The sequence below is a fragment of the Jeongeupia wiesaeckerbachi genome (assembly GCF_050916355.1).
In the GTDB taxonomy this organism is placed as follows: domain Bacteria; phylum Pseudomonadota; class Gammaproteobacteria; order Burkholderiales; family Chitinibacteraceae; genus Jeongeupia; species Jeongeupia wiesaeckerbachi.
The window spans coordinates 1,345,344-1,364,411 of the sequence record NZ_CP136946.1; the positions used below are offsets into that span (position 1 = coordinate 1,345,344).

18 protein-coding genes, 1 tRNA gene and 1 pseudogene are annotated in these 19,068 nt (G+C 64.9%); 9 read left to right on the top strand and 11 right to left on the bottom strand.

The features are described from left to right. Positions 1–17 precede the first annotated feature (17 nt). From gabD to R0382_RS06615, 4 genes are read right to left on the bottom strand one after another with little or no spacing between them, the layout of a single operon-like run. Positions 18–1,478 carry an NADP-dependent succinate-semialdehyde dehydrogenase gene (gene gabD, locus R0382_RS06600; RefSeq protein WP_432724132.1) on the bottom strand — a complete coding sequence of 487 codons (1,461 nt, stop codon included), beginning with the start codon at positions 1,476–1,478 and terminating at the stop codon, positions 18–20. 41 nt (positions 1,479–1,519) lie between these two features. Beyond that, entirely contained in the window at positions 1,520–2,797 is a 1,278-nt protein-coding gene (gene gabT, locus R0382_RS06605; protein ID WP_432723419.1) for a 4-aminobutyrate--2-oxoglutarate transaminase, read from the bottom strand. Positions 2,798–2,808: 11 nt separating this feature from the next. Then, positions 2,809–4,137 carry a glutamine synthetase family protein gene (locus tag R0382_RS06610; protein WP_432723420.1) on the bottom strand — a complete coding sequence of 443 codons (1,329 nt, stop codon included), beginning with the start codon at positions 4,135–4,137 and terminating at the stop codon, positions 2,809–2,811. A gap of 16 nt (positions 4,138–4,153) precedes the next feature. After that, complete coding sequence (locus R0382_RS06615; RefSeq protein WP_432723421.1) at positions 4,154–4,900, bottom strand: gamma-glutamyl-gamma-aminobutyrate hydrolase family protein; 747 nt, start codon at positions 4,898–4,900, stop codon at positions 4,154–4,156. Between the two features lie 297 nt (positions 4,901–5,197). Here R0382_RS06615 and R0382_RS06620 point away from each other — a divergent pair, with 297 nt between their 5' ends. From R0382_RS06620 to R0382_RS06635, 4 genes are all read left to right on the top strand, one after another. Next, complete coding sequence (locus R0382_RS06620; RefSeq protein ID WP_432723422.1) at positions 5,198–5,743, top strand: cupin domain-containing protein; 546 nt, start codon at positions 5,198–5,200, stop codon at positions 5,741–5,743. 26 nt (positions 5,744–5,769) lie between these two features. Next, a complete protein-coding gene (locus tag R0382_RS06625) occupies positions 5,770–7,254 on the top strand; it encodes an aldehyde dehydrogenase (RefSeq protein WP_432723424.1) in 1,485 nt (494 codons plus the stop codon). Positions 7,255–7,388: 134 nt separating this feature from the next. Further along, positions 7,389–7,464 (top strand) — tRNA-Met (locus R0382_RS06630). 312 nt (positions 7,465–7,776) lie between these two features. Continuing rightward, positions 7,777–8,658, top strand: a complete 882-nt coding sequence (locus R0382_RS06635) for a DUF817 domain-containing protein (RefSeq protein WP_432723425.1) — start codon at positions 7,777–7,779, stop codon at positions 8,656–8,658. 61 nt (positions 8,659–8,719) lie between these two features. On the opposite strand, the gene R0382_RS06640 is transcribed toward R0382_RS06635, so the two are convergent. Continuing rightward, positions 8,720–8,860 (bottom strand): hypothetical protein, encoded by a 141-nt coding sequence (locus tag R0382_RS06640; RefSeq protein WP_432723427.1) that lies wholly within the window; start codon positions 8,858–8,860, stop codon positions 8,720–8,722. A 331-nt stretch (positions 8,861–9,191) separates the two neighbouring features. Here R0382_RS06640 and R0382_RS06645 point away from each other — a divergent pair, with 331 nt between their 5' ends. The 5 genes from R0382_RS06645 to R0382_RS06665 are packed head-to-tail and all read left to right on the top strand — an operon-like array spanning position 9,192 to position 13,547. Beyond that, positions 9,192–9,908 (top strand): TerC family protein, encoded by a 717-nt coding sequence (locus R0382_RS06645; protein WP_432723428.1) that lies wholly within the window; start codon positions 9,192–9,194, stop codon positions 9,906–9,908. Continuing rightward, entirely contained in the window at positions 9,905–11,089 is a 1,185-nt protein-coding gene (locus tag R0382_RS06650; RefSeq protein WP_432723430.1) for a hypothetical protein, read from the top strand. The genes R0382_RS06645 and R0382_RS06650 overlap by 4 nt, the downstream gene beginning before the upstream one ends. Positions 11,090–11,137: 48 nt before the next feature. After that, positions 11,138–11,782: a TerD family protein gene (locus R0382_RS06655; RefSeq protein WP_432723431.1), complete on the top strand. Its 645-nt coding sequence runs from the start codon at positions 11,138–11,140 to the stop codon at positions 11,780–11,782. Then, complete coding sequence (locus R0382_RS06660) at positions 11,782–12,762, top strand: hypothetical protein (protein WP_432723432.1); 981 nt, start codon at positions 11,782–11,784, stop codon at positions 12,760–12,762. Before R0382_RS06655 ends, R0382_RS06660 begins: the two co-directional genes overlap by 1 nt. 11 nt (positions 12,763–12,773) lie before the next feature. After that, the gene (locus tag R0382_RS06665; RefSeq protein ID WP_432723433.1) at positions 12,774–13,547 is read left to right on the top strand and encodes a VWA domain-containing protein; all 774 of its coding nucleotides are present in this window, start codon (positions 12,774–12,776) and stop codon (positions 13,545–13,547) included. An 81-nt stretch (positions 13,548–13,628) separates the two neighbouring features. Here R0382_RS06665 and msrA read toward each other — a convergent pair whose 3' ends face one another. The 6 genes and pseudogenes from msrA to R0382_RS06695 form a co-directional block, all read right to left on the bottom strand. Continuing rightward, on the bottom strand, positions 13,629–14,126 hold the full coding sequence (gene msrA, locus R0382_RS06670) for a peptide-methionine (S)-S-oxide reductase MsrA (protein WP_432723434.1): 498 nt from the start codon (positions 14,124–14,126) through the stop codon (positions 13,629–13,631). Then, positions 14,126–14,569: pseudogene (gene msrB / locus R0382_RS06675) on the bottom strand (peptide-methionine (R)-S-oxide reductase MsrB); the annotation flags it as partial. The gene msrA and the pseudogene msrB, both read right to left, overlap by 1 nt. A 198-nt stretch (positions 14,570–14,767) precedes the next feature. Continuing rightward, a complete protein-coding gene (locus R0382_RS06680) occupies positions 14,768–15,514 on the bottom strand; it encodes a LytR/AlgR family response regulator transcription factor (protein ID WP_432723436.1) in 747 nt (248 codons plus the stop codon). A gap of 227 nt (positions 15,515–15,741) precedes the next feature. Next, positions 15,742–16,806, bottom strand: a complete 1,065-nt coding sequence (locus R0382_RS06685; RefSeq protein WP_432723437.1) for a sensor histidine kinase — start codon at positions 16,804–16,806, stop codon at positions 15,742–15,744. 19 nt (positions 16,807–16,825) lie between these two features. Beyond that, on the bottom strand, positions 16,826–18,079 hold the full coding sequence (locus R0382_RS06690) for a hypothetical protein (protein ID WP_432723438.1): 1,254 nt from the start codon (positions 18,077–18,079) through the stop codon (positions 16,826–16,828). Next, positions 18,076–18,840 (bottom strand): outer membrane lipoprotein-sorting protein, encoded by a 765-nt coding sequence (locus R0382_RS06695; RefSeq protein WP_432723439.1) that lies wholly within the window; start codon positions 18,838–18,840, stop codon positions 18,076–18,078. The genes R0382_RS06690 and R0382_RS06695 overlap by 4 nt, the downstream gene beginning before the upstream one ends. Between the last annotated feature and the right edge of the window lie 228 nt (positions 18,841–19,068).

A 19,068-nucleotide genomic window follows, 5' to 3' on the forward strand; every position in this document is an offset into this window, starting at 1 on the left:
TCCAGTGTTGACAGTCCCTAGCGGTCGATGCCGCCGATGCACAGGTATTTCAGCTCGAGATAGTCGTCGATGCCGTATTTCGAACCCTCGCGGCCGATGCCGGATTGCTTGACGCCACCGAACGGCGCCATTTCGGACGACATCAGTCCGGTATTGACGCCGACCATGCCGTATTCGAGTGCTTCGGCGACGCGCCAGATCCGGCCGATGTCGCGGCTGAAGAAATAGCTGGCGAGGCCGAACTCGGTGTCGTTGGCGAGGGCGATCAGTTCGTCTTCGGTGTCGAAGCGGAACAGCGGTGCCAGCGGGCCGAAGGTCTCTTCGCGCGCGACCCGCATCCGTGCATTGGCGTGCTTGACGATGGTCGGCTCGAAAAAACTGTGGCCGAGCGCGTGGCGCCGGCCGCCGAGCAGCAGCTCGCCGCCGTGGGCGAGCGCGTCGGCGATGTGTTCCTCGACCTTGCGCACGGCTTTTTCGTCGATCAGCGGCCCCTGGGTGACGCCGGGCTCGAAGCCGTTGCCGACCCTGAGCTTGGCGACGGCGGCGGCGAGTTTGTCGGCGAAGGCGTCGTAGACGCCGGCCTGCACATAGAGCCGGTTGGCACAGACGCAGGTCTGGCCGGTATTGCGGTATTTCGACGCGATGGCGCCTTCGACGGCGGCATCGAGGTCGGCATCATCGAACACGATGAAGGGCGCGTTGCCGCCGAGCTCCATCGACGTCTTTTTCACCGTGCCGGCGCACTGCGCCAGCACGGTTTTGCCGGTCTCGGTCGAGCCGGTGAACGAGAGCTTGGCGACCAGCGGATTGCCGGTGAGCTCGGCGCCGATTTCGCCGGCCGAGCCGGTGACGACGCTGAACAGCGCGGGCGGCAAGCCGGCCTCGTAGGCGAGCGCGGCCAGCGCCAGCGCCGACAGCGGCGTTTGCGACGCGGGTTTGCAGACCATGGCGCAGCCGGCGGCCAGCGCCGGGCCGGCCTTGCGGGCGATCATCGCATTCGGGAAATTCCACGGCGTGATCGCCGCGGTGACGCCGACCGGCTGCTTGATCACGATGATGCGCTTGTCCGCGCTGGGGCCCGGAATGGTGTCGCCGTAGACGCGCTTGGCTTCCTCGGCGAACCATTCGAGATAGCTGGCGCCGTAGGCGATTTCGCCGCGCGCTTCGGCCAGCGGCTTGCCCTGTTCGGCGGTGAGGATGGTCGCGAGGTCATCCTGATTGGCGAGCAGCAGCTCGTGCCAGCGCCGCAGTACCGCTGCACGCTCCTTGGCGGTGCGGCGTTGCCAGTCGCGCATCGCGGCTTTCGCGGCTTCGATCGCGCGGCGGGTTTCGGCAGCGCCCATTTTCGGCACCGTGGCAATCGTTTCACCGGTGGCCGGGTTGGTGACGGAGATGGTCTCGCCGCTGTCGGCATCGATCCATTCACCGGCGATCGGGCATTGCTGGCGCAGCAAGGCCGGGTTGTTCAGTTGCAGCATCATGGGTCCTGTCTGCCCGGATGGGCTGTTCCGGATTGATTCTAACGGCCGCGCGCTGAAGTTTCGCGCAAGGCCCGTTCAATCACGTCAAGCGCCTCGTCGAGCACGGCGTCTTCGATCGTCAGCGGGCAAAGAAAACGCACGACGTTGCCGTCGCTGCCGCAGCTCAGCAGGATCAGGCCGAGTTCGAGGGCCCGGCTCCGGAGCGCGGTGACGAAGGCCGGCGCCGGCTGGCCGTGTTCGAAGAACTCGGCGGCGACCATCGCGCCGACGCCACGGACCTCGGCAATCTGCGGCACGTCGTCGCGCAGCGCGGCCAGCCGGGCCTTGATCCGCCCGCCGATGACGTCGGCGCGTTCGCACAGCTGTTCCTCGTCGATCACGTCGAGCACGGCCAGCGCGGCGGCGATGCCGATCGGGCTGCCGCCATACGTGCCGCCGAGCCCGCCCGGCGCCGGTGCATCCATGATCTCGGCGCGGCCGCAGACGCCGGCCAGCGGAAAACCACCTGCGAGCGACTTGGCCATCGTGAACAGGTCGGCCTCGACGTCATAGTGTTCCATCGCGAACAGCTTGCCGGTGCGGCCGAAGCCGGTCTGGATTTCGTCGGCGACCAGCACGATGCCGTGCGTGTCGCAGATCGCCCTGAGCGCACGGATGAACTCGATCGGTGCCGGATTGAAGCCGCCTTCGCCCTGAACCGGTTCGACGATGAGGGCGGCGACCCGGCTTGCGTCGATCGATGTCTTGAACAGGCTGGCCAGGCCGGCCAGCGCGTCGTCGACGCTGATGCCGCGCAGCGGATTCGGAAACGGCGCGTGGTAAACGTCGGCCGGGTAAGGGCCGAAGCCGAGCTTGTACGGCGCGACCTTGCCGGTCAGCGCCAGTCCCAGCAGTGTGCGGCCGTGAAAACCGCCGGCGAAGGCGATCACGCCGGGGCGGCCGGTATGGGCGCGGGCGATCTTGATGCAGTTCTCGACCGCCTCGGCGCCGGTGGTGACGAAGAAGGTCTTGGTCGGCGCGGATATCGGCACCCGGGCGTTCAGGCGTTCGGCCAGCTCGACATAGCCCGGATACGGTGCAACCTGGTAGCAACTGTGCGAAAAGCGCGCGAGCTGCGCCGCGACCGCCGCCTGTACCTTCGGATGCAGGTGGCCGGTGTTGAGGACGCCGATGCCGCCGGCAAAATCGATGTAGCGGCGGCCGTCGACGTCCCACAGTTCGGCGTTGCGCGCGCGCGCGGCGAAGACCGGCGTGGCGATGCCGACGCCACGGGGCGTGGCGGCGATGCGGCGGGCGTTCCAGTCGGACGTATCCATGGCGGCTCCGTTTACACGTGCAGCAGCAGGTGGCGGCGTTCCCACGGGCTGATGACCCGGGCGTATTCGAGGTATTCGGCGTGCTTGACCGCACAGAATGCCTGGATGAACGCCTCGCCCAGCACGCCGGCGATGGCGGGGCAATCGCCGAGGACCAGGATCGCGTCGTCGAGGCCGTGTGGAAACGCAAACGGCAGGCCGTAGGCATTGCCGGTGAGCGGGGCGGTGGGTTGCAACTGTTCGACGATGCCGAGATAGGCGGCGGCCAGCGTGCCGGCCAGCGCGAGATAGGGGTTGCAGTCGACGCCGGGCAGCCGGTTCTCGATCCGCCGTGCCGCCGGGGCCGATTGCGGCACGCGGATGCCGCAGGTGCGGTTGTCCACGCCCCATTGCACATTGATCGGCGCGGCGGTGTGGCGCACCAGCCGCCGGTAGCTGTTCACATAGGGCGCGAACAGCGCGATCAGCTGCGGGAAGTATTTCTGCATGCCGCCGATGCAGTAGTGGAAGACGTCGCTCGGGCTGCCGTCGTCGTTGGAAAACACGTTCTTGCCGCTGCCCTGGTCGATCACGCTCATATGGATGTGCATCGCCGAGCCCGGTTCGTGTTCCATCGGCTTGGCCATGAAGGTGGCGTACATATTGTGGCGGATCGCCGCCTCGCGCACGGTGCGCTTGAACAGGAAGACCTGGTCGGCGAGTTCGAGCGCCTTGCCGTGCAGGAAGTTGATTTCCATCTGGCAGGCGCCGACCTCGTGAATCAGCGTGTCGATTTGCAGGTGCTGCGCGTCGCAATAGTCGTAAACGTCTTCAAACAGATCGTCATATTCGTTCACGGCGTCGATCGAGTACGCCTTGCGGCCGGTTTCGGGGCGGCCGGTGCGACCGACCGGCGGCTGCAGCGGCAGATCGGGGTCGACATTGACGTCGACGATGTAGAACTCCATTTCCGGCGCCACCACCGGCTCCCAGCCGCGCGCTTCGTACAGCTGCAGCACCCGGCGCAGCACATGGCGCGGCGACATCTCGACCGGGCGGCCATCGTGATAGAAGCAATCGTGAATCACCTGCGCGACCGGATCCTTGGCCCACGGCACGAGGCGGATGCTGGCCGGGTCGGGCAGCAGCACCATGTCGGGGTCGGTTTCTGGAACGATATGTTCGGCGTACTCGCCGGTCACCGTCTGTACCAGCACCACCTGCGGCAGGCGCATGCCTTCCTCTTCGCTGAATTTCTCCCTTGGCACGATCTTGCCGCGGGCGATGCCGGTGAAATCCGGGGTGATGCACTCGACTTCGGTGATCCGGTTTTCCCGCAGCCAGTCACTGAGTACGCTCATGGTGGCCTCCTGGTGCTCAGCGCTTGCTGCGCGCGTGTTGGGTGCAGGCGGTGCCGAAGGCCGAGAGCAGCGCTTGCGACAGCGGGTTTTCCCAGTACTTCCACTCGGGGTGCCATTGCACCGCCAGTGCAAAACGCTGGGCGTCGGCGACGCGGAACGCCTCGATCAGCCCGTCGGGCGCGTGCGCCTCGGCGACGAGGCCGGCACCGAGCGTCGCGATCCCCTGCTTGTGCAAGGAATTGACGTGGACCGACGTCTGGCCGAACAGCGCGTGCAACAGGCCGCCGTCGACCAGCGACACCGGATGGGCGGGGCCGTAGCGTTCGTCGAGCTTGCCGGCCGGCTCGCGGTGGTCGAGCATGCCGGGCTGCGCGTGCACGGCCTGATGCAGGCTGCCGCCGTAGGCGACATTCATTTCCTGAAAGCCGCGGCAGATGCCGAACACCGGCACGCCGGCATCGACGGCCGAGCGGATCAGCGGCAGCGTCGTCGCATCGCGGCGGGCATCGTTGAAATCACCGTCGATCGGCGTGCCGCCGTAATGGTGCGGTTCGATATTGGACGGACTGCCGGTCAGCAGCAGGCCGTCGACGTGGTCGAGGATCTCGCTGGCCGCCACCGTGTCGCCGAGCGCCGGGATCAGCAGCGGCAGGCCGCCGGCGCCTTTCGCAGCCTCGACGTATTTCTCGGTGACGAGGTGGAAGAACTGGCTGTCGTTGAGCCACCAGCGACAGCAGGGAATACCAATGACGGGCAGGGCCATGATCAGTACGGGCGGACGCAATGTCCGGCGCGCCTCTATTCGATTCGCAGGGGGCGGCCAGTACGCGCTCAGTGTCGCGCTGAGGCCGTAATTCCAGTCTAGGAAATGTAAAAAATATTTGACAAGGCGCGGTGCGGATCATTTGATAAAAACACAGGGTGCGCCGCGCTGGTCTCGAACCATCGTTGCAACGCACCAGAAAATGGCCATTGATCGGCAATCGGCCAAACCGTTTCGTCGTGGCAGCGATTGCTGCGCTGCGCCAGTGTGTTGATTATTTTTGATGCCGGAGACGTCATGGACGTGGGCGAACGCCTCAAACTGGTGCGCGGTCGACAGGGGCTGTCGCAGCGCGAGCTGGCCAAGCGCGCCGGCGTGACCAATGCAACGATCTCGCTGATCGAGCAGAACCGCGTCAGCCCGTCGATCAGCTCGCTGAAAAAGGTGCTCGAAGGCCTGCCGATGTCGCTGGCCGAGTTCTTCACTTTCGAGTTGCCCGTCGTGGCGCCGAGCTATATCTATCGCGGCGCCGATCAACCCGATCTCGGCGGCGCCGGCGTGCAGATGCGGCTGATCGGTTCGGGTCAGCCCGACCGCCAGATCGGCCTGCTGCGCGAACGCTACGAACCCGGCGCCGATACCGGCGTGGACATGCTGCTGCATCAGGGCCAGGAATGCGGTGTCGTCGTGCGCGGCGAAGTCGAGCTGACCGTCGATGGCCAGATCCATTTGCTTGGCCCTGGCGACGGTTACTACTTCCCGAGCGCCTTGCCGCACCGTTTCCGTAATCTGGGTGAAGAGGCGGCCGAAATTGTCAGCGCCAATTCGCCCCCCAGTTTCTGAGCTGTCCGCCGCACCCGGAGGCACGCATGACCGGACCGACCCATCACGACTGGCAAACCCGCGCTGCCGCGCTGACGATCGAGGGCCGAGCGTATATCGACGGCCGCTATGTCGACACCGCCCGCCGCTTTGACTCCGTCAATCCGGCGACACGCCGCGTGCTCGCGCAGGTTGCCGACTGCGGCGAGGCCGAGGTCGATGCGGCCGTCGCCGCGTCGCGGCGGGCGTTCGACGACGGCCGCTGGGCCGCGATGGCGCCGGCCACGCGCAAGGGCGTGCTGCTGCGTTTCGCCGCGCTGCTGCGCGAACATGCCGAAGAACTGGCGCTGCTCGAGAGCCTCGATACCGGCAAGCCCGTCCGGCACGCGCTGGGCGTCGACATCGCGGCGGCGGCGTATGCGGTGCAATGGTGCGCCGAAGCGATCGACAAGATCGGCGGCGAAGTCCCGCCGCTGGCGGGCAATCTGCTCGGGCTGGTGACGCGCGAGCCGGTAGGCGTCGTCGCTGCGGTGGTGCCGTGGAATTTCCCCTTGCTGATGGCAAGCTGGAAATTCGCGCCGGCGCTGGCGACCGGCAATGCCGTCGTGCTCAAGCCGTCGGAGAAATCGCCGCTGACGGCGATCCGCATCGCCGCGCTGGCCACCGAGGCCGGCCTGCCCGCCGGTGTGTTCAATGTCGTCCCCGGCGGCGGCGAGGCCGGCCGCCTGCTGGCCTTGCACCCGGACGTCGACTGCATCAGCTTTACCGGTTCGACCGCGACCGGCCGGCAGATCATGCAATGCGCGGCGCAATCGAACCTCAAGCGGGTCTGGCTGGAGCTGGGCGGCAAATCGCCGAACATCATCCTCGCCGACTGCCCGGACCTCGACGCCGCGGCCCGCGCCGCCGCCGACGGCGTGTTCTTCAATCAGGGCGAAATGTGCTCGGCCGGTTCGCGCGTGCTGGTCCAGCGCGGTGTCTATCCGGCCTTTGTCGACGCGCTGCACGAAGCCAGTCGCGGCTATGCGCCCGGCGATCCGCTCGATCCGGCGACGCAGATGGGCGCCATCGTCGACGAGATCCAGTACCGGCGCGTGCTCGGCTTGATTGACGCCGCCCGGGGCGAATCGACGCTGCTCGCCGGCGGGAACGCGGTCCTGACCGAGACCGGCTATTTCATCGAGCCGACAATTTTCGTCACCGAGCCTTCGCACCGGATCGCGCGCGAGGAAGTCTTCGGCCCGGTGTGCTCGGTCATCGTCTTCGATACGCTCGACGAAGCGATCGCGATCGCCAACGACAGCGACTACGGCCTGGCAGCAGCGGTGTGGACGCGCGACCTGAGCACGGCCCACCTTGCCGCCCGGCGCTTGCGTGCCGGCACCGTCTGGGTCAATTGCTACGAGGAGGGCGGCGACCAGAACCTGCCGTTCGGGGGCTACAAGCAATCGGGCAACGGCCGCGACAAATCGCTGCACGCGCTGGAGAAATACACCGAGCTCAAATCGACGCTGATCAAGCTGCACGATTGAGCCGTTCGCGAACGCCGCAGCGCATGGCTTACTGACGCGGCCCGGTCAGCAGCGCGTGAGTTGCAGTCCATTGGAACATTTTTTGCTAAAGCCGTTGACAGTGTCGTGGTGCTGAAATATACTGGCTTCTCTGTCGCGGGATGGAGCAGTTGGCAGCTCGTCGGGCTCATAACCCGAAGGTCACAGGTTCGAGTCCTGTTCCCGCAACCAGAATACTCGAAGCACGAAGCCCAGCCGAAAGGTTGGGCTTTTTGCTTTTCTGCGTCCGTGTCGACGCGGTGCAGGCAAACGCTGTCCGGTTTTGCCGTTTGATGGGGCCCATGTGGCCCCTTTGTTATTTGCAGCGCCTGGCGGAAAGCGGGGTCAGCCGCTTCAGGCGCGTGTGCTTGCTGCCTCATGTTCGGCGCGTGGTATCGGGGCAGACCATCGTGGCGCCGCTGCAGGCGTGGACAGCGTTGCTTTGGCGCACAGGCCCGATTGCCCATTAAACTCGGGCACCTTCACCGATCGCTTGAGACGATGATGTCCGCCCCAACTCCCATCGACCCGCCCAACGCCTTGCTGGGACGGATCGACCACTTCCTGCTGCATCCGCCGTCGCTGTCCCCCAGCTGGGGGCGAGGCTGGCACTGGGCGTGGGAGTTTCTGCTGTTTGGCCTGAAGGAAGCGCGCTGCTGCCTGTTTGCCGGGCTGTTCTTTGTGGCCGTGTTCACGCTGCCGCGCGACGGCCTGCTGGGCTTGCACCGCTACGATGCGCTCCTGCTGATTGCCCTCGTCATCCAGGGCTGGATGCTGCTGACCCGGCTGGAGACGCTGGACGAGTTCAAGGCCATCATGCTGTTTCACGTCGTGGGTTTTGCGCTGGAGGCATTCAAGGTCTCCGGCAACATCGGCTCGTGGTCGTATCCGGATTTCGCCTATACCAAGGTCCTTGGCGTCCCGCTGTTTTCAGGCTTCATGTATGCCGCGGTCGGCAGCTACATCATCCAGGCCTGGCGCTTTTTCGACTTGCGCATCGCTCATCATCCGCCGCACTGGATGGCCATCTTGCTGGCCAGCCTGATCTACGCCAATTTCTTCACCCATCACTTTATCGGCGATTACCGCTGGTATCTCGCCGCCTGCACCCTGGGGTTATATGCGCGCGCCACGGTGGTGTTCACGCCGCTGGACACCCCGCGGCGCATGCCGCTGCTGCTGGCTTTCCTGCTGATCGGCTTTTTTATCTGGCTAGCGGAAAACCTCAGTACCTTTTTCGGCATCTGGAAATATCCGAACCAGCTCGGCGCCTGGTCGGCGGTCCACATCGGCAAATGGAGCTCATGGTCGTTGCTGGTCATCATGACCATTACCCTGGTGGCCAATCTCAAGCACATCAAGGCACGTATCCATATTCCCGATTGAGCGGGCCGCAACGACCCATGCTGCGCGAGCCTTTTGGGCTCGATCGCGCCATCGGCAGTACTCAGACCGGGCGCAGGAAGCGGCAGGTGCTGTCGCTGTTCGGGAAACGTTCGAAACTATTGCCCTGATGCTCCGGTTCGGCCGGCTGAGCGATCTTGGGAGGCAAGGCTTCGGTGATGATCTTGTCACCGTGCCCCGGCACTTCGCATCAGCGACCGTGCGCGATGTCTCGGCACGCCGGACATGGTGGCTGGAATCGCTTGTCGAAAGCCGCCCGCGCAATTGACATGTGCTTCCCTTCCGATCCAGGCGCCTTGTCATTTGCGCAGTGGGTTGTGCCGGTATTTATTGTTTCAGTAAGTTTTCAAAATTTGAATCAAGGATCACGCCGCGTCATTTATTTGCAATGACGTCAGCATTTGATTGGTTTTTAGTTGCGAAAATCACAGAAATTGCGTCTTTTCAGCTTCTGAAATTAGTAAGAAATTACCCCGTGACATAGAATCTTCTCTCTTACATGAGGATTGCATTCTATGTTCTTGAGCTTCTTCTCTTCGCTTGATTACCCGGCGATTGGCAAGATCATTGCCGCCGACGTCATGCTTGGCGTCGACAATGCCATTGTGATTGCGCTGGCTTGTGCCGGCATTCGCCCGGCGCTGCGCAAGCGGGCGATGTTCGTTGGCACGGCCGGTGCCATCCTGCTGCGCGCGGTACTGCTGGCCTGTGCCGGCTGGTTGATGACCATTCCCTACCTGAAACTGGTGGCCGGCGCTTACTTGCTGGTGATCGGCGTCAAGCTGCTGACCAGTTCCGATGACGCGCACGGCAACGTCCAGAGTTCCGATAACTTTGCCGGTGCAATCAAGACCATCATCATCGCCGACCTGATGATGAGCATCGACAACGTGTTTGCCGTTGTTGGCGCAGCTGACAGCACCGGTGCGCACAGCACCGTCTATGCCATTGCCGGCATCGTGCTGTCGATTCCGATCATCCTGTTCGGTGCGACCGCGATCATGCAGCTGATGGAACGCTTCCCGATCATTGTCTGGATCGGTGCGGGCATGATGGGCTGGATCGGTGCCGAAATGATTCTGACCGAACCGGTGTTGGCGCCCTACCTGAAGGGGCTGCTCAGCGGCGAACATGTCCATCTGACCGTCCGGATCGGTGGCTTCCTGCTGGTCCTTGCCGCCGCTGCGGTGCTCAAGTGGCGCGGCAAGCCGGTCGCCGAGGTGGCAGCATGAACGTCACCACGCTGAATCCGGCGCCGGCCGGCGCCGTTGTCGATACCGCGCAACTGATCCAGACCGCCCAGGCCAAGCTGCCGGGCCTGGTGCTCGATACCGAGCAGCTGGCCAAGGTCGATGGCCGCTTGCAGACGCTGTCGCTCCGGGCGCTTTCACGCGGCGAGATCAGCCAGTTCGGTGCGGCACAGGGCAAGGCGCTCGATCAGGCGCTTGCGGCATTTCTGGAGCGTATCCAGAAAAACGAATCGCCGAACCTGTTCCGGCTGGTCAGCAGCCTGAACGAGTCGGTCGAGCAGGAACGGCTGCCGGAACTGGCCGAACGGATCCTGAACGGCAAGCCGCGCCTGATCGACCGGATTGCCGGGCTGTTCAGCCGCAAGGCACTCAACAAGGCGATCAACCGCGCGCTCGAAGAGACCAGCAACCTGATCCAGATGCGCAGCCAGCGGCTCAGCGACGTGATCAGCAAGATGCAGGTCGAGTTGCAGCAGGTGGCGACCAAGGTCGAGGGTGAAGTCGAGCAGCTCGAACGCGTCAAGGAAAGCTATCGCAGCAATTTTCGCGAGTACGCGGCGCTGTCGGTGCTGCTGGCCGCACTGGTCGCCAAGTCCGAGGGCGAACTGGCTGCGCTTGAGGCGGGCAGCGAGACATCGGCGTTCGACCTGAACGAGTACCGCGACAAGCTCGAGGCCTTGCGCAGTCAGGCGCTGGCGGCAGAAGGGATCGCAACGCGCTTGCCGGCCGACCAGCTGGTGATGAAGCAGATCCAGAATGCCGGCATCCAGACGCTGACCGAAGTCACCACGACGGCGACGCAGCGCTTTGCCAGCATCCGCTCGACGCTGATCAGCCTGCATTCGGCCTTGCAGGTGCAGAAGCTGCAGAAGCTCGACGACGCCAATGCGGCGCTCGACGCGAATCTGCAGGCGGTGCGCCAGAAGACCGTCCGCGACATCGTGCAGCATGCCGCCGATGCGCCGGGCCGCAACCGTCTGGCGCAGGCGGAGCAGATCAAGGCCATCGTCAACGAAACCCGCGAGTTGCAGGCGCTGGTCGTCGCTGCGCGTGCCAGCAACGAGCGCGCGTTTGGCGAGGCCAAGGTGATGTTCGATGCCGCCCGAAGCGAACTCGCCGTGATCGGTGCCGAAATCCGCCCGGATCTGGCGCCGCAGTCCTGATCCCGTTTCATCGTTTTCCCGACCTGTCCCCCGAACGAGGAGTGCCACATGAGTAACAAACTGGAACTGACGCTGACCAAACCCGGCGATGCCCCGGTCAAGCTGCAACTGAACCTGAGAAAGGCCGAGCCGTTCCGCATCAAACTGAGCTGGGACGAAGGTAACGACCTTGATCTGCACGCGCTGGTTGCGACCAATAGCGGTCAGGGTGCCAAGGTGGGCAGTCTCGACGACATCCTGTCGGTCTACAACGTCAAGCGGGCGATCAACGGCCAGAACGTCGGGCATCTTGCGCAGAACACCGATGGCACTTTTGAAGTGCACGGTGGCGCGCTTGTGCACAGCAAGGATGCCACTACCGGCATTTCCGACGGTGTCGACGAATGGATTCACGTTTCGCCGGAAAAGCTGCCGAAGGCCGCGCCGGGCACCTTTATCGAAATTCCGCTGCTGAGCATGGTGCATCCGCAGGATGGCAGGGTGCATTTCCGCGACGTGAAGAACCCGCGCGTCGAAGTGGTCAACAGCGACGGCGCAACGGTGCTCAACGCCAGCCTGTCCGACCAGTTCGGCGGCTTCAAGGGCGCGCAGCTGGCGTCGTTGATGGTCGATGCCGATGGCAAGGTCGAATTTGCCGCGGTCGGTGTCGGCTTCAACGACGACTTCAACGCCGTCCTGGGCCATTACTGCTGATGGCGATGCGTCCCACGATGTTGCCTTCCGCGCCAGCGGAGCACGGGACGCCGAAAGCCAGCGAAACGCCGGCGCGCGCTGTGATGCGGCCGACCTTGCCCGTCGAAGCGGCGCCGGTGAAGACGGACGTGACCACTGTGACGGCAATGCGCCCAACCGTACCGGTCGGGCCGTCTGCCGCCGAGGTGCCGGTGGACAGGCCCGCGATGCAGCCAACCTTGCCAGCCGGAAGCAAAACAACCGCGCTGAACGTTGATCTGGATGCCGTCCGAGCGCGCTTTCCCGAGCTCGACGAGGCGACGCTGCGTCATTTCATGGTGGCGGTCGGGCAATGCAACCGCATTACGCTCGAGCGGCAGTCGTGGGTCCACTGGGGGGCGCCGCTGCAGCATGCGTGCGCCGATCTGATCGAGACGACGCTGGAACTGGCCTCGGATCCGACGCAAACGATTGCGCTGAGGCATTTGCGCCGCCTGGCCGAGTTGCTCGGTGAAGTGGCCGAGTCAGCGGCGATCGAGCCATCGCTGTGGCGCCGCGGCAGCCCAAAGCGCGCCTTGGCCGAGCGGCGCGAGGAAATCGACTTGTTGCGCGACGAGTTGCGTGCCGTTCTGCCTGCACTGACGTCGTTTGAAGCGAGTGTCGCGGATGCCAGCGAGGCAACTGCGCGGCTGCAACATTCAATTCAAGGCTGGCCGCAAGCCGCAGCGTGGCTGCTCGATCAGGCCGATTACGCCCCGGGACTGCTCGAACGTGGCCAGTCCATGCTCAAGAGCCTGACGCTGCTGCATCAACAGCAGCTGCAGCTTCAGGCACTGCGCGATCAGGTGTGCGCCATCGCCGCCCAGATCCAGCACGGCGTCCTCGTCGATATACCTACGTGGTTGAGCGCCATCGCCGGATTGCCGGATGAGTTGAACGAAACGCAGCGCTACACGCTTAAAAACCAGATCGATCGCCTGATCGACTCTCTTAATTCCTGAAGGAATCCTTGATGTCGCAACTTACCGTCAACCTCACCAAGGTCGAAGAAAGCAAAAAATCGCTGATGCTCAGCCTGCAAAAGGCCGGCGTGGGCACGCTCTCGCCGTCCGAGGTCGAAACCGTCATGGACGTCAGCGGTTCGTTCTTCGACGAGCACCGCGACCAGATCACCACCGCGCTGATGATCCGGCTGTTTCCGTGGGCGATGACCTTCGATCCGGATCGCAAGATGGGGATGACGACGTTCAGCTCGGGCCACGGCTCGGTGCATCGCTGTCCCGATGTCACGATCGACAATCTCGAGAACTACATCCACCGTCACGTGTTCGAGAAGGTGCCGGGCTGGAATGGTGCAACCGAGTATCACCGGGTCCTCGAATCGGTGCTGACCGACTCCGGATGGATCAATAACGAAGCGCAAGCCGAAAAGAAGGCCGGTTTTTTCGGCCGGATGCTGGGCCAGAAGGACCAGCCGGCCAGGGAAGCCAGTCAGAAGAAGCGCACGCTGGTGCTGTTCATCACCGACGGCGACAACAGCGACAAGCAGCACACCCTCAATGCGCTCAAGGCGTCGCAGCAACGTGGTGACGAAGTCTACTTCCTGTTCATCGGCGTTCGGCAGAACGCGGGTGACCGTTTCCACTTCCTGGAGTCGATCGGTGACGAATTCGACAACACCGGCTTCTACATGGTCGAGAACCTGCGCCAGTTCATCCAGTGGGATGACGAGAAGCTCAACAGCCATCTGATCAGCGACGAAATGGTGCGCTGGTTCAATCGCTGAGCGCAGCTGTGTCTTCGGCGCCGTGCCGCCGACAGCAAAAAGCCCAAGCAATCGCTTGGGCTTTTTCGTCTGGTGCCGGATCTAGTCGCGTTGCGGCAGCACCCAGTCCGGGCGCGGGAAGTGGCAGGTGTAGCCGTTCGGCGTGCGCTCGAGGTAGTCCTGGTGCTCGGGCTCGGCCTGCCAGAACGGCCCGGCCGGCGCGACTTCGGTGACGACCTTGCCCGGCCACAGCCCCGATGCGTCGACGTCGTCTATCGTGCGCAAGGCCTCGGCGCGCTGGGCGTCGTTCTCGTAAAAGATCGCCGACCGGTACGACGGGCCGCGGTCGTTGCCCTGGCGGTTCGGCGTCGTCGGATCGTGGATCTGGAAGAAGAAAGCCAGCAGCCGGCGATAGCTGGTCTGCGCCGGATCGAAGACGATCTCGATCGCTTCGGCGTGGCTGCCGTGGTTGCGGTAGGTGGCATTGGCGACGTCGCCGCCGCTGTAGCCGACCCGGGTCGATTGCACGCCCGGCAGTTTGCGGATCAGATCCTGCATGCCCCAGAAGCAGCCGCCGGCCAGAATGGCACGTTCGCTCATCAGATGTCCTCCACTTGGTCGAGATAATCGCCGTAGCCTTGCGCCACCATCTCGGCGCGCGGCACGAAGCGCAGCGATGCCGAGTTGATGCAGTAGCGCAGTCCGCCGCGATCGCGCGGGCCGTCTTCGAACACGTGGCCCAGATGGCTGTCGCCGTGGGTCGAGCGTACTTCGATACGGATCATGCCATGCGTGGTATCGCGCAGTTCGCTGACGTTGGCGATCGGCTTGGTGAAGCTGGGCCAGCCGCAGCCGGATTCAAACTTGTCCGACGACGCGAACAGCGGCTCGCCCGACACCACGTCGACGTAGATGCCCGCTGCGTGGTTGTGCAGGTATTCACCGCTGCCCGGCCGCTCGGTGCCGCTTTGCTGGGTGACGCGGAACTGCTCCGGCGTCAGTCGCGCCAGCGCTTCCGGGGTCTTGCGGTAGTCGGTCATGTCGTTCTCCTGTGGTCGCCCGTCGATCGCCTCATTGTAAGCGCGGCTAACAAAACCCTGCTGGCTGCGTTGTACTTGCTTGCCGTACGACATGTACCGTCGGCGCTTCGTACGCCTTGCCAGCACCGCTGCGCTGGGTTTTGTTAGCCACGCCAAGGCCATTCCTGTATCAGTCGGCCGGCGAGGCTGGATATGACACCGCTACATCTGCCGGAAGCGGCCGGCGAAGCTGCGCGACAGCGGCAGCACGTCGGTGCGCTGCTTGAGGTGGATCTGCTGCCGGCCCAGCAGGTCGCGATGGATGCGCGCGACGGCGCCGAGGTTGACGATGATGGCCCGGTGCACCTGGGCGAAACGCTGCGGATCGAGCTGCGGCAGCAAGTCCTTCAGCGGCGTGCGGATCAGGTGGCGCTCGGTCGCGGTGACGACGTCGGTGTACTTGTTGTTGGCTTCGAAATAGACGACCTCGTCGAGCGCGATCAGCCGCGTGGTGTCGCCCAGACCGACGCTGAGCCAGGCCAGCGCCGGGGCGGCCGCGCCGGCCTGAAGCTGTGCCAGCACCGCGGCGAGATCGGCGGCCTGATTACCTGGCCGCTCGGTCTCGCGTTGCAGGCGGCTCACGCATTGCGCCAACCGCGCATCGCCGACCGGCTTGAGCAGGTAGTCGATCGCCGCGTGTTCGAAGGCGTTCAGCGCGTATTCATCGTAGGCCGTGACGAAGACGACCCGGGTATCGCGCGCCGCCTGTGCGACCTGCAGTCCGGTCAGCCCGGGCATGCGGATGTCGAGAAAGGCAAAGTCGGGCCGGTGGGCATTCAGCGCAGCGACGGCTTCGAGGCCGTTGGCGGCGATGGCGACAATGTCGAGCGCCGGCCACAGCGCGCTGAGCCGCTCGGCCAGATTGGCGGCGAGCAGCGGTTCGTCGTCGGCGATCAGTGCGGTACTCATGCGTTGGACCTCCTGGCCGGCGGCAAGGCTGGTGTGGCGAGTCGCGGCTCGTCGTCGGCGATCAGTGCAGTACTCATGCGTTGGACCTCCTGGCCGGCGGCAAGGCTGGTGTGGCGAGTCGCGGCTCGTTGTCGGCGATCAGCGCGGTACTCATGCGTTGGACCTCCTGGCCGGCGGCAAGGCTGGTGTGGCGAGTCGCGCTTCGTCGTCGGTGGTCTGCACGGCCCTCATGCTTCGGGTTCCCTTTGCAGTGGCAGGCTTAGTGTAGCGATCACGCCGCGCGGCGGATTGGGTGACAGCGTCAGCCGGCCCCGGTCGCCGTACAGGCTGGCCAGGCGCTGGCGCACATTGGCCAGACCGATACCGCTGCCGTTCGCATCCGCTCCGCAGCCGGCTTCGGGGTTCAGCCCGAGGCCGGTGTCGGTGACCGTCAGCGTCAGCTGGCCGTCCTTGTTCGCGGCGCTGAGGGTGATGTCGCCGCCGTCGACCGCCGCCGCGATGCCGTGTTCGAGCGCGTTCTCGACCAGCGGTTGCAGCAGCAGCGGCGGCAACAGGGCGTCGCGCAGCGCTTCGGGGACATCGATCCGGTAACGCAGCCGCGTTTGCAGCCGGATTGCCGCAATCGCCAGCAGCGCTTCGACGATCTGCATTTCGTCGCCGAGGCTGGCGCGCGGCCGGCGGGTGCGGCCGAGGCTGGCACGCAGATAACCGTTCAGGTGATCGAGCATCGTCTGTGCCAGCGGCGGGTTCTGGGTGATCAGGCTGCGGACGTTGGCCAGCGTGTTGAACAGGAAGTGCGGCTCGATCTGCGCCTGCAGCAGCGCCAGCTGCGCGGCGGTTTCGGACTGGCGCGCCTCGGATGCGCGGCGCTGCTCGGCTTCGAGTTCGGCGCGGTAGCCCAGCGCGCGGAAGTACAGCACGATGACGACGGTTGCCGTGCCGGCAAGCAGCAGGCAGCTGGCGATCAGCCGCCAATTGCCGAGCGGATCGGCCAGTCGCGGGGTGATGTCGGCGACGCCGAACAGCGTCGCAAGCTTGAAGCCGCCCCACACCCCGAGCGGCACCGCCAGCAGATGCCGCAGCACGCGGTGCACGCCGGCGTACGCCATCGATTCGTACAGCGCCCAGATCGCCACGCCGATCGCGTTGGAGATCACGACGTTGTCGAACAGGCTGCCGGGCCCGCCCAGCGTCGTCAGCAGCAGCGCGATCGCCTGGTTGATGACGAACAGCAGCGCCAGTTCTTGCCGCCACGGGTAGTTGCAATCGCGGCGGGCGAAGGAAGGTTTCATCGTCGATGCGGTTCCGGTATCAGAAGTAATGGCTCAGCAGTGCCTGCCAGATCTGTCGCTGCGGCAGGCCGCCGTAGTTGCTGCGGCTGTTGCCGGCATCGTACTGCCATTGCAGCGCGACGTCGGTCTCGTCGCCGCGCCAGCGCACTTCGAGCCACGACAGCCGGCTGTCGTCGATGAGGTCCTGGCGGACGAAGCCGCTGAGGTCGACGCGCTGGATCAGCGCGTCCTGCCATTGCGCATAGAGCATCGCCGCGTGCCGGGTCGTCAGGTTCTGCCGCTGCGCGGCGAGCTGGCGGTAGCGCAGATAGGGCTCGACCGGACCGCCCTGCAGCCTTTGCCAGCCGGCGTCGTCGAGCGCGCTGCCGTCGTACTGGTATTCAAGCGTCAGCGATAGTTTGGTCGCGGCGGTCCACGTCAGCCCGGTGCTGACCGCGTTGCGGAACGCCGCGTCGTCGACGTTGAACGCCCGCCCGGCGACACTTTGCTGGCGGCCGCCGGCCCATTCGACGTAGACGACGGTCGCATCACCCAGCAGCACGCTCCAGTTCAGCCCGAGCTGGGTCGTGTCCGTATCGTGGTAGAGCAGCAGCTGCGGGTTGAGGTTGCTGTCTCCGAAGGACTGGCTGGCCGCGATCAGCCAGCGGTCTTGCGGATTGCTGGCGCCCCAGTCCGGATTGAATGCATCGTCGCTGGGGGCATCACCGAGCTTCGGCGAATACAGCGCCGTCAGCGCGCCGCTGTCCCACAGCGTCTGGCCGCGCAGCATCACGCTGCCGAGGCGGTTTTCGCGCAGGCTGGCCGGGTTGACCGAGGTCACCGAGCGCAAGGCGCCGACCTTGAAGAAATCGGTCGGGTTGTAGCCGAAACCGACGCCGTAGCGGGTGTTGATCCGGCCGGCATCGAGCAGCAGATCGTCGCGCGGCTGCCAGCCCAGATACAGCTCCTTCAGCGTGTTGACGCTGTGCTGGTGGCCGCCGGCGCTGCGCAGGTCGAGCCGGTCGGCGAACACGACGCGCCAGTCGGCCTCGAAACGGTGGTCGATGCGGCCGTCGAGCGACAGCCTGGCCTCGGTGGGCTGGTCGTTGAAGCGGTATTGCGCGCCCGCGCCGGCCAGCTCCATCAAAAAGCGCCAGTCACGCGCGTTGCTCGGCGTGTCGGCGGTGGCATCGGCGAGCGCCAGCGCGGCGTCATCGCTAAGGGCGTCGTCGGCATGGGCGAGGACGGCGGCGAGCAGCAGCGCCAGCGTCAGCCCCCGGTTCGGGGCGTTCATTGCGGCTTGAATCTCGGCAGATAATCGCGCTGCAGCCAGCTTTCCGGCACGTCGCGCCAGGCGTAGTCGGCAAAGCGCATCACCGTGACCCAGTTCGGATCGAGTCCGTCGATGATCACCGTTTCGGTCGGCCGGCTGACGCCGAGCTGCTGCTGGTAGCGACGGTAGTAGGCGGTCTTGAGCAGGCTGCCGCTCTCGGCGTAGAAGCGCGCCTTGATCGGCTGCTTGCTGGCCGTGTCGATCCACATCTCGATCCGGTGGTAGGTGACGTCCGGGGTCCTGGCCTTGAGATCGAGCCTGTAGGCGTGGCGGGTCTGTTTGTCACCGTCGCCGACGTCTTCTTCGGCGGCGACGCTGGCGTTGTAGTCGCCGGCGAGGTTGACGGTGACGACGTCGCCATTGGCTGCCTGCCCCAAGAGGCGCTGCTGCGGCGAGATGCGGATCGTCGCCTTGCTGGCCGGATCGTAGAACCACAGGTCGTTGCCGCTCTTGAGCATCAGCTTGTCGGCGTCACGCTTGGGTGCGACAAAGCGCAGCAGGCTGCGGAACTGACCGCTGCTCGCGTCGGCGCGCGAGTAGATCGCCAGCGTGCTGGTGTCGGTCTGCTTGCCGTTGCGGTATTCGATCAACGTCGTCGTCAGCCCGAACGGCTTGTCCGGGTTGCGCACGGCGTCGCTGGCGGCGAGCAGTGACTGTGCATCGGGCGCGGCGTGGGCGGTGGCGGCGAGCAGCAGGGTGGCAATGGCGATCCGTGTTTTCACGATTGTTCCTCCAGCGTGCGGCGGCAATGATTGAGCACCCGCGGCGCGGTGTTTGGGTCGCCGGTTTCGCCCGGCGGACGAGATACTTTCTTTTGCTTCGCCAAAAGGAAGTATCCAAAGAAAAGGCGACCCCGCATTCGCGCCCCTGCGGGGTTCCCTCGCAACACAGCCCGACACGGCGGGAGTCGCAAACTCGCCCTGCGGGCTCAAACAGCGACGCCCGAAACC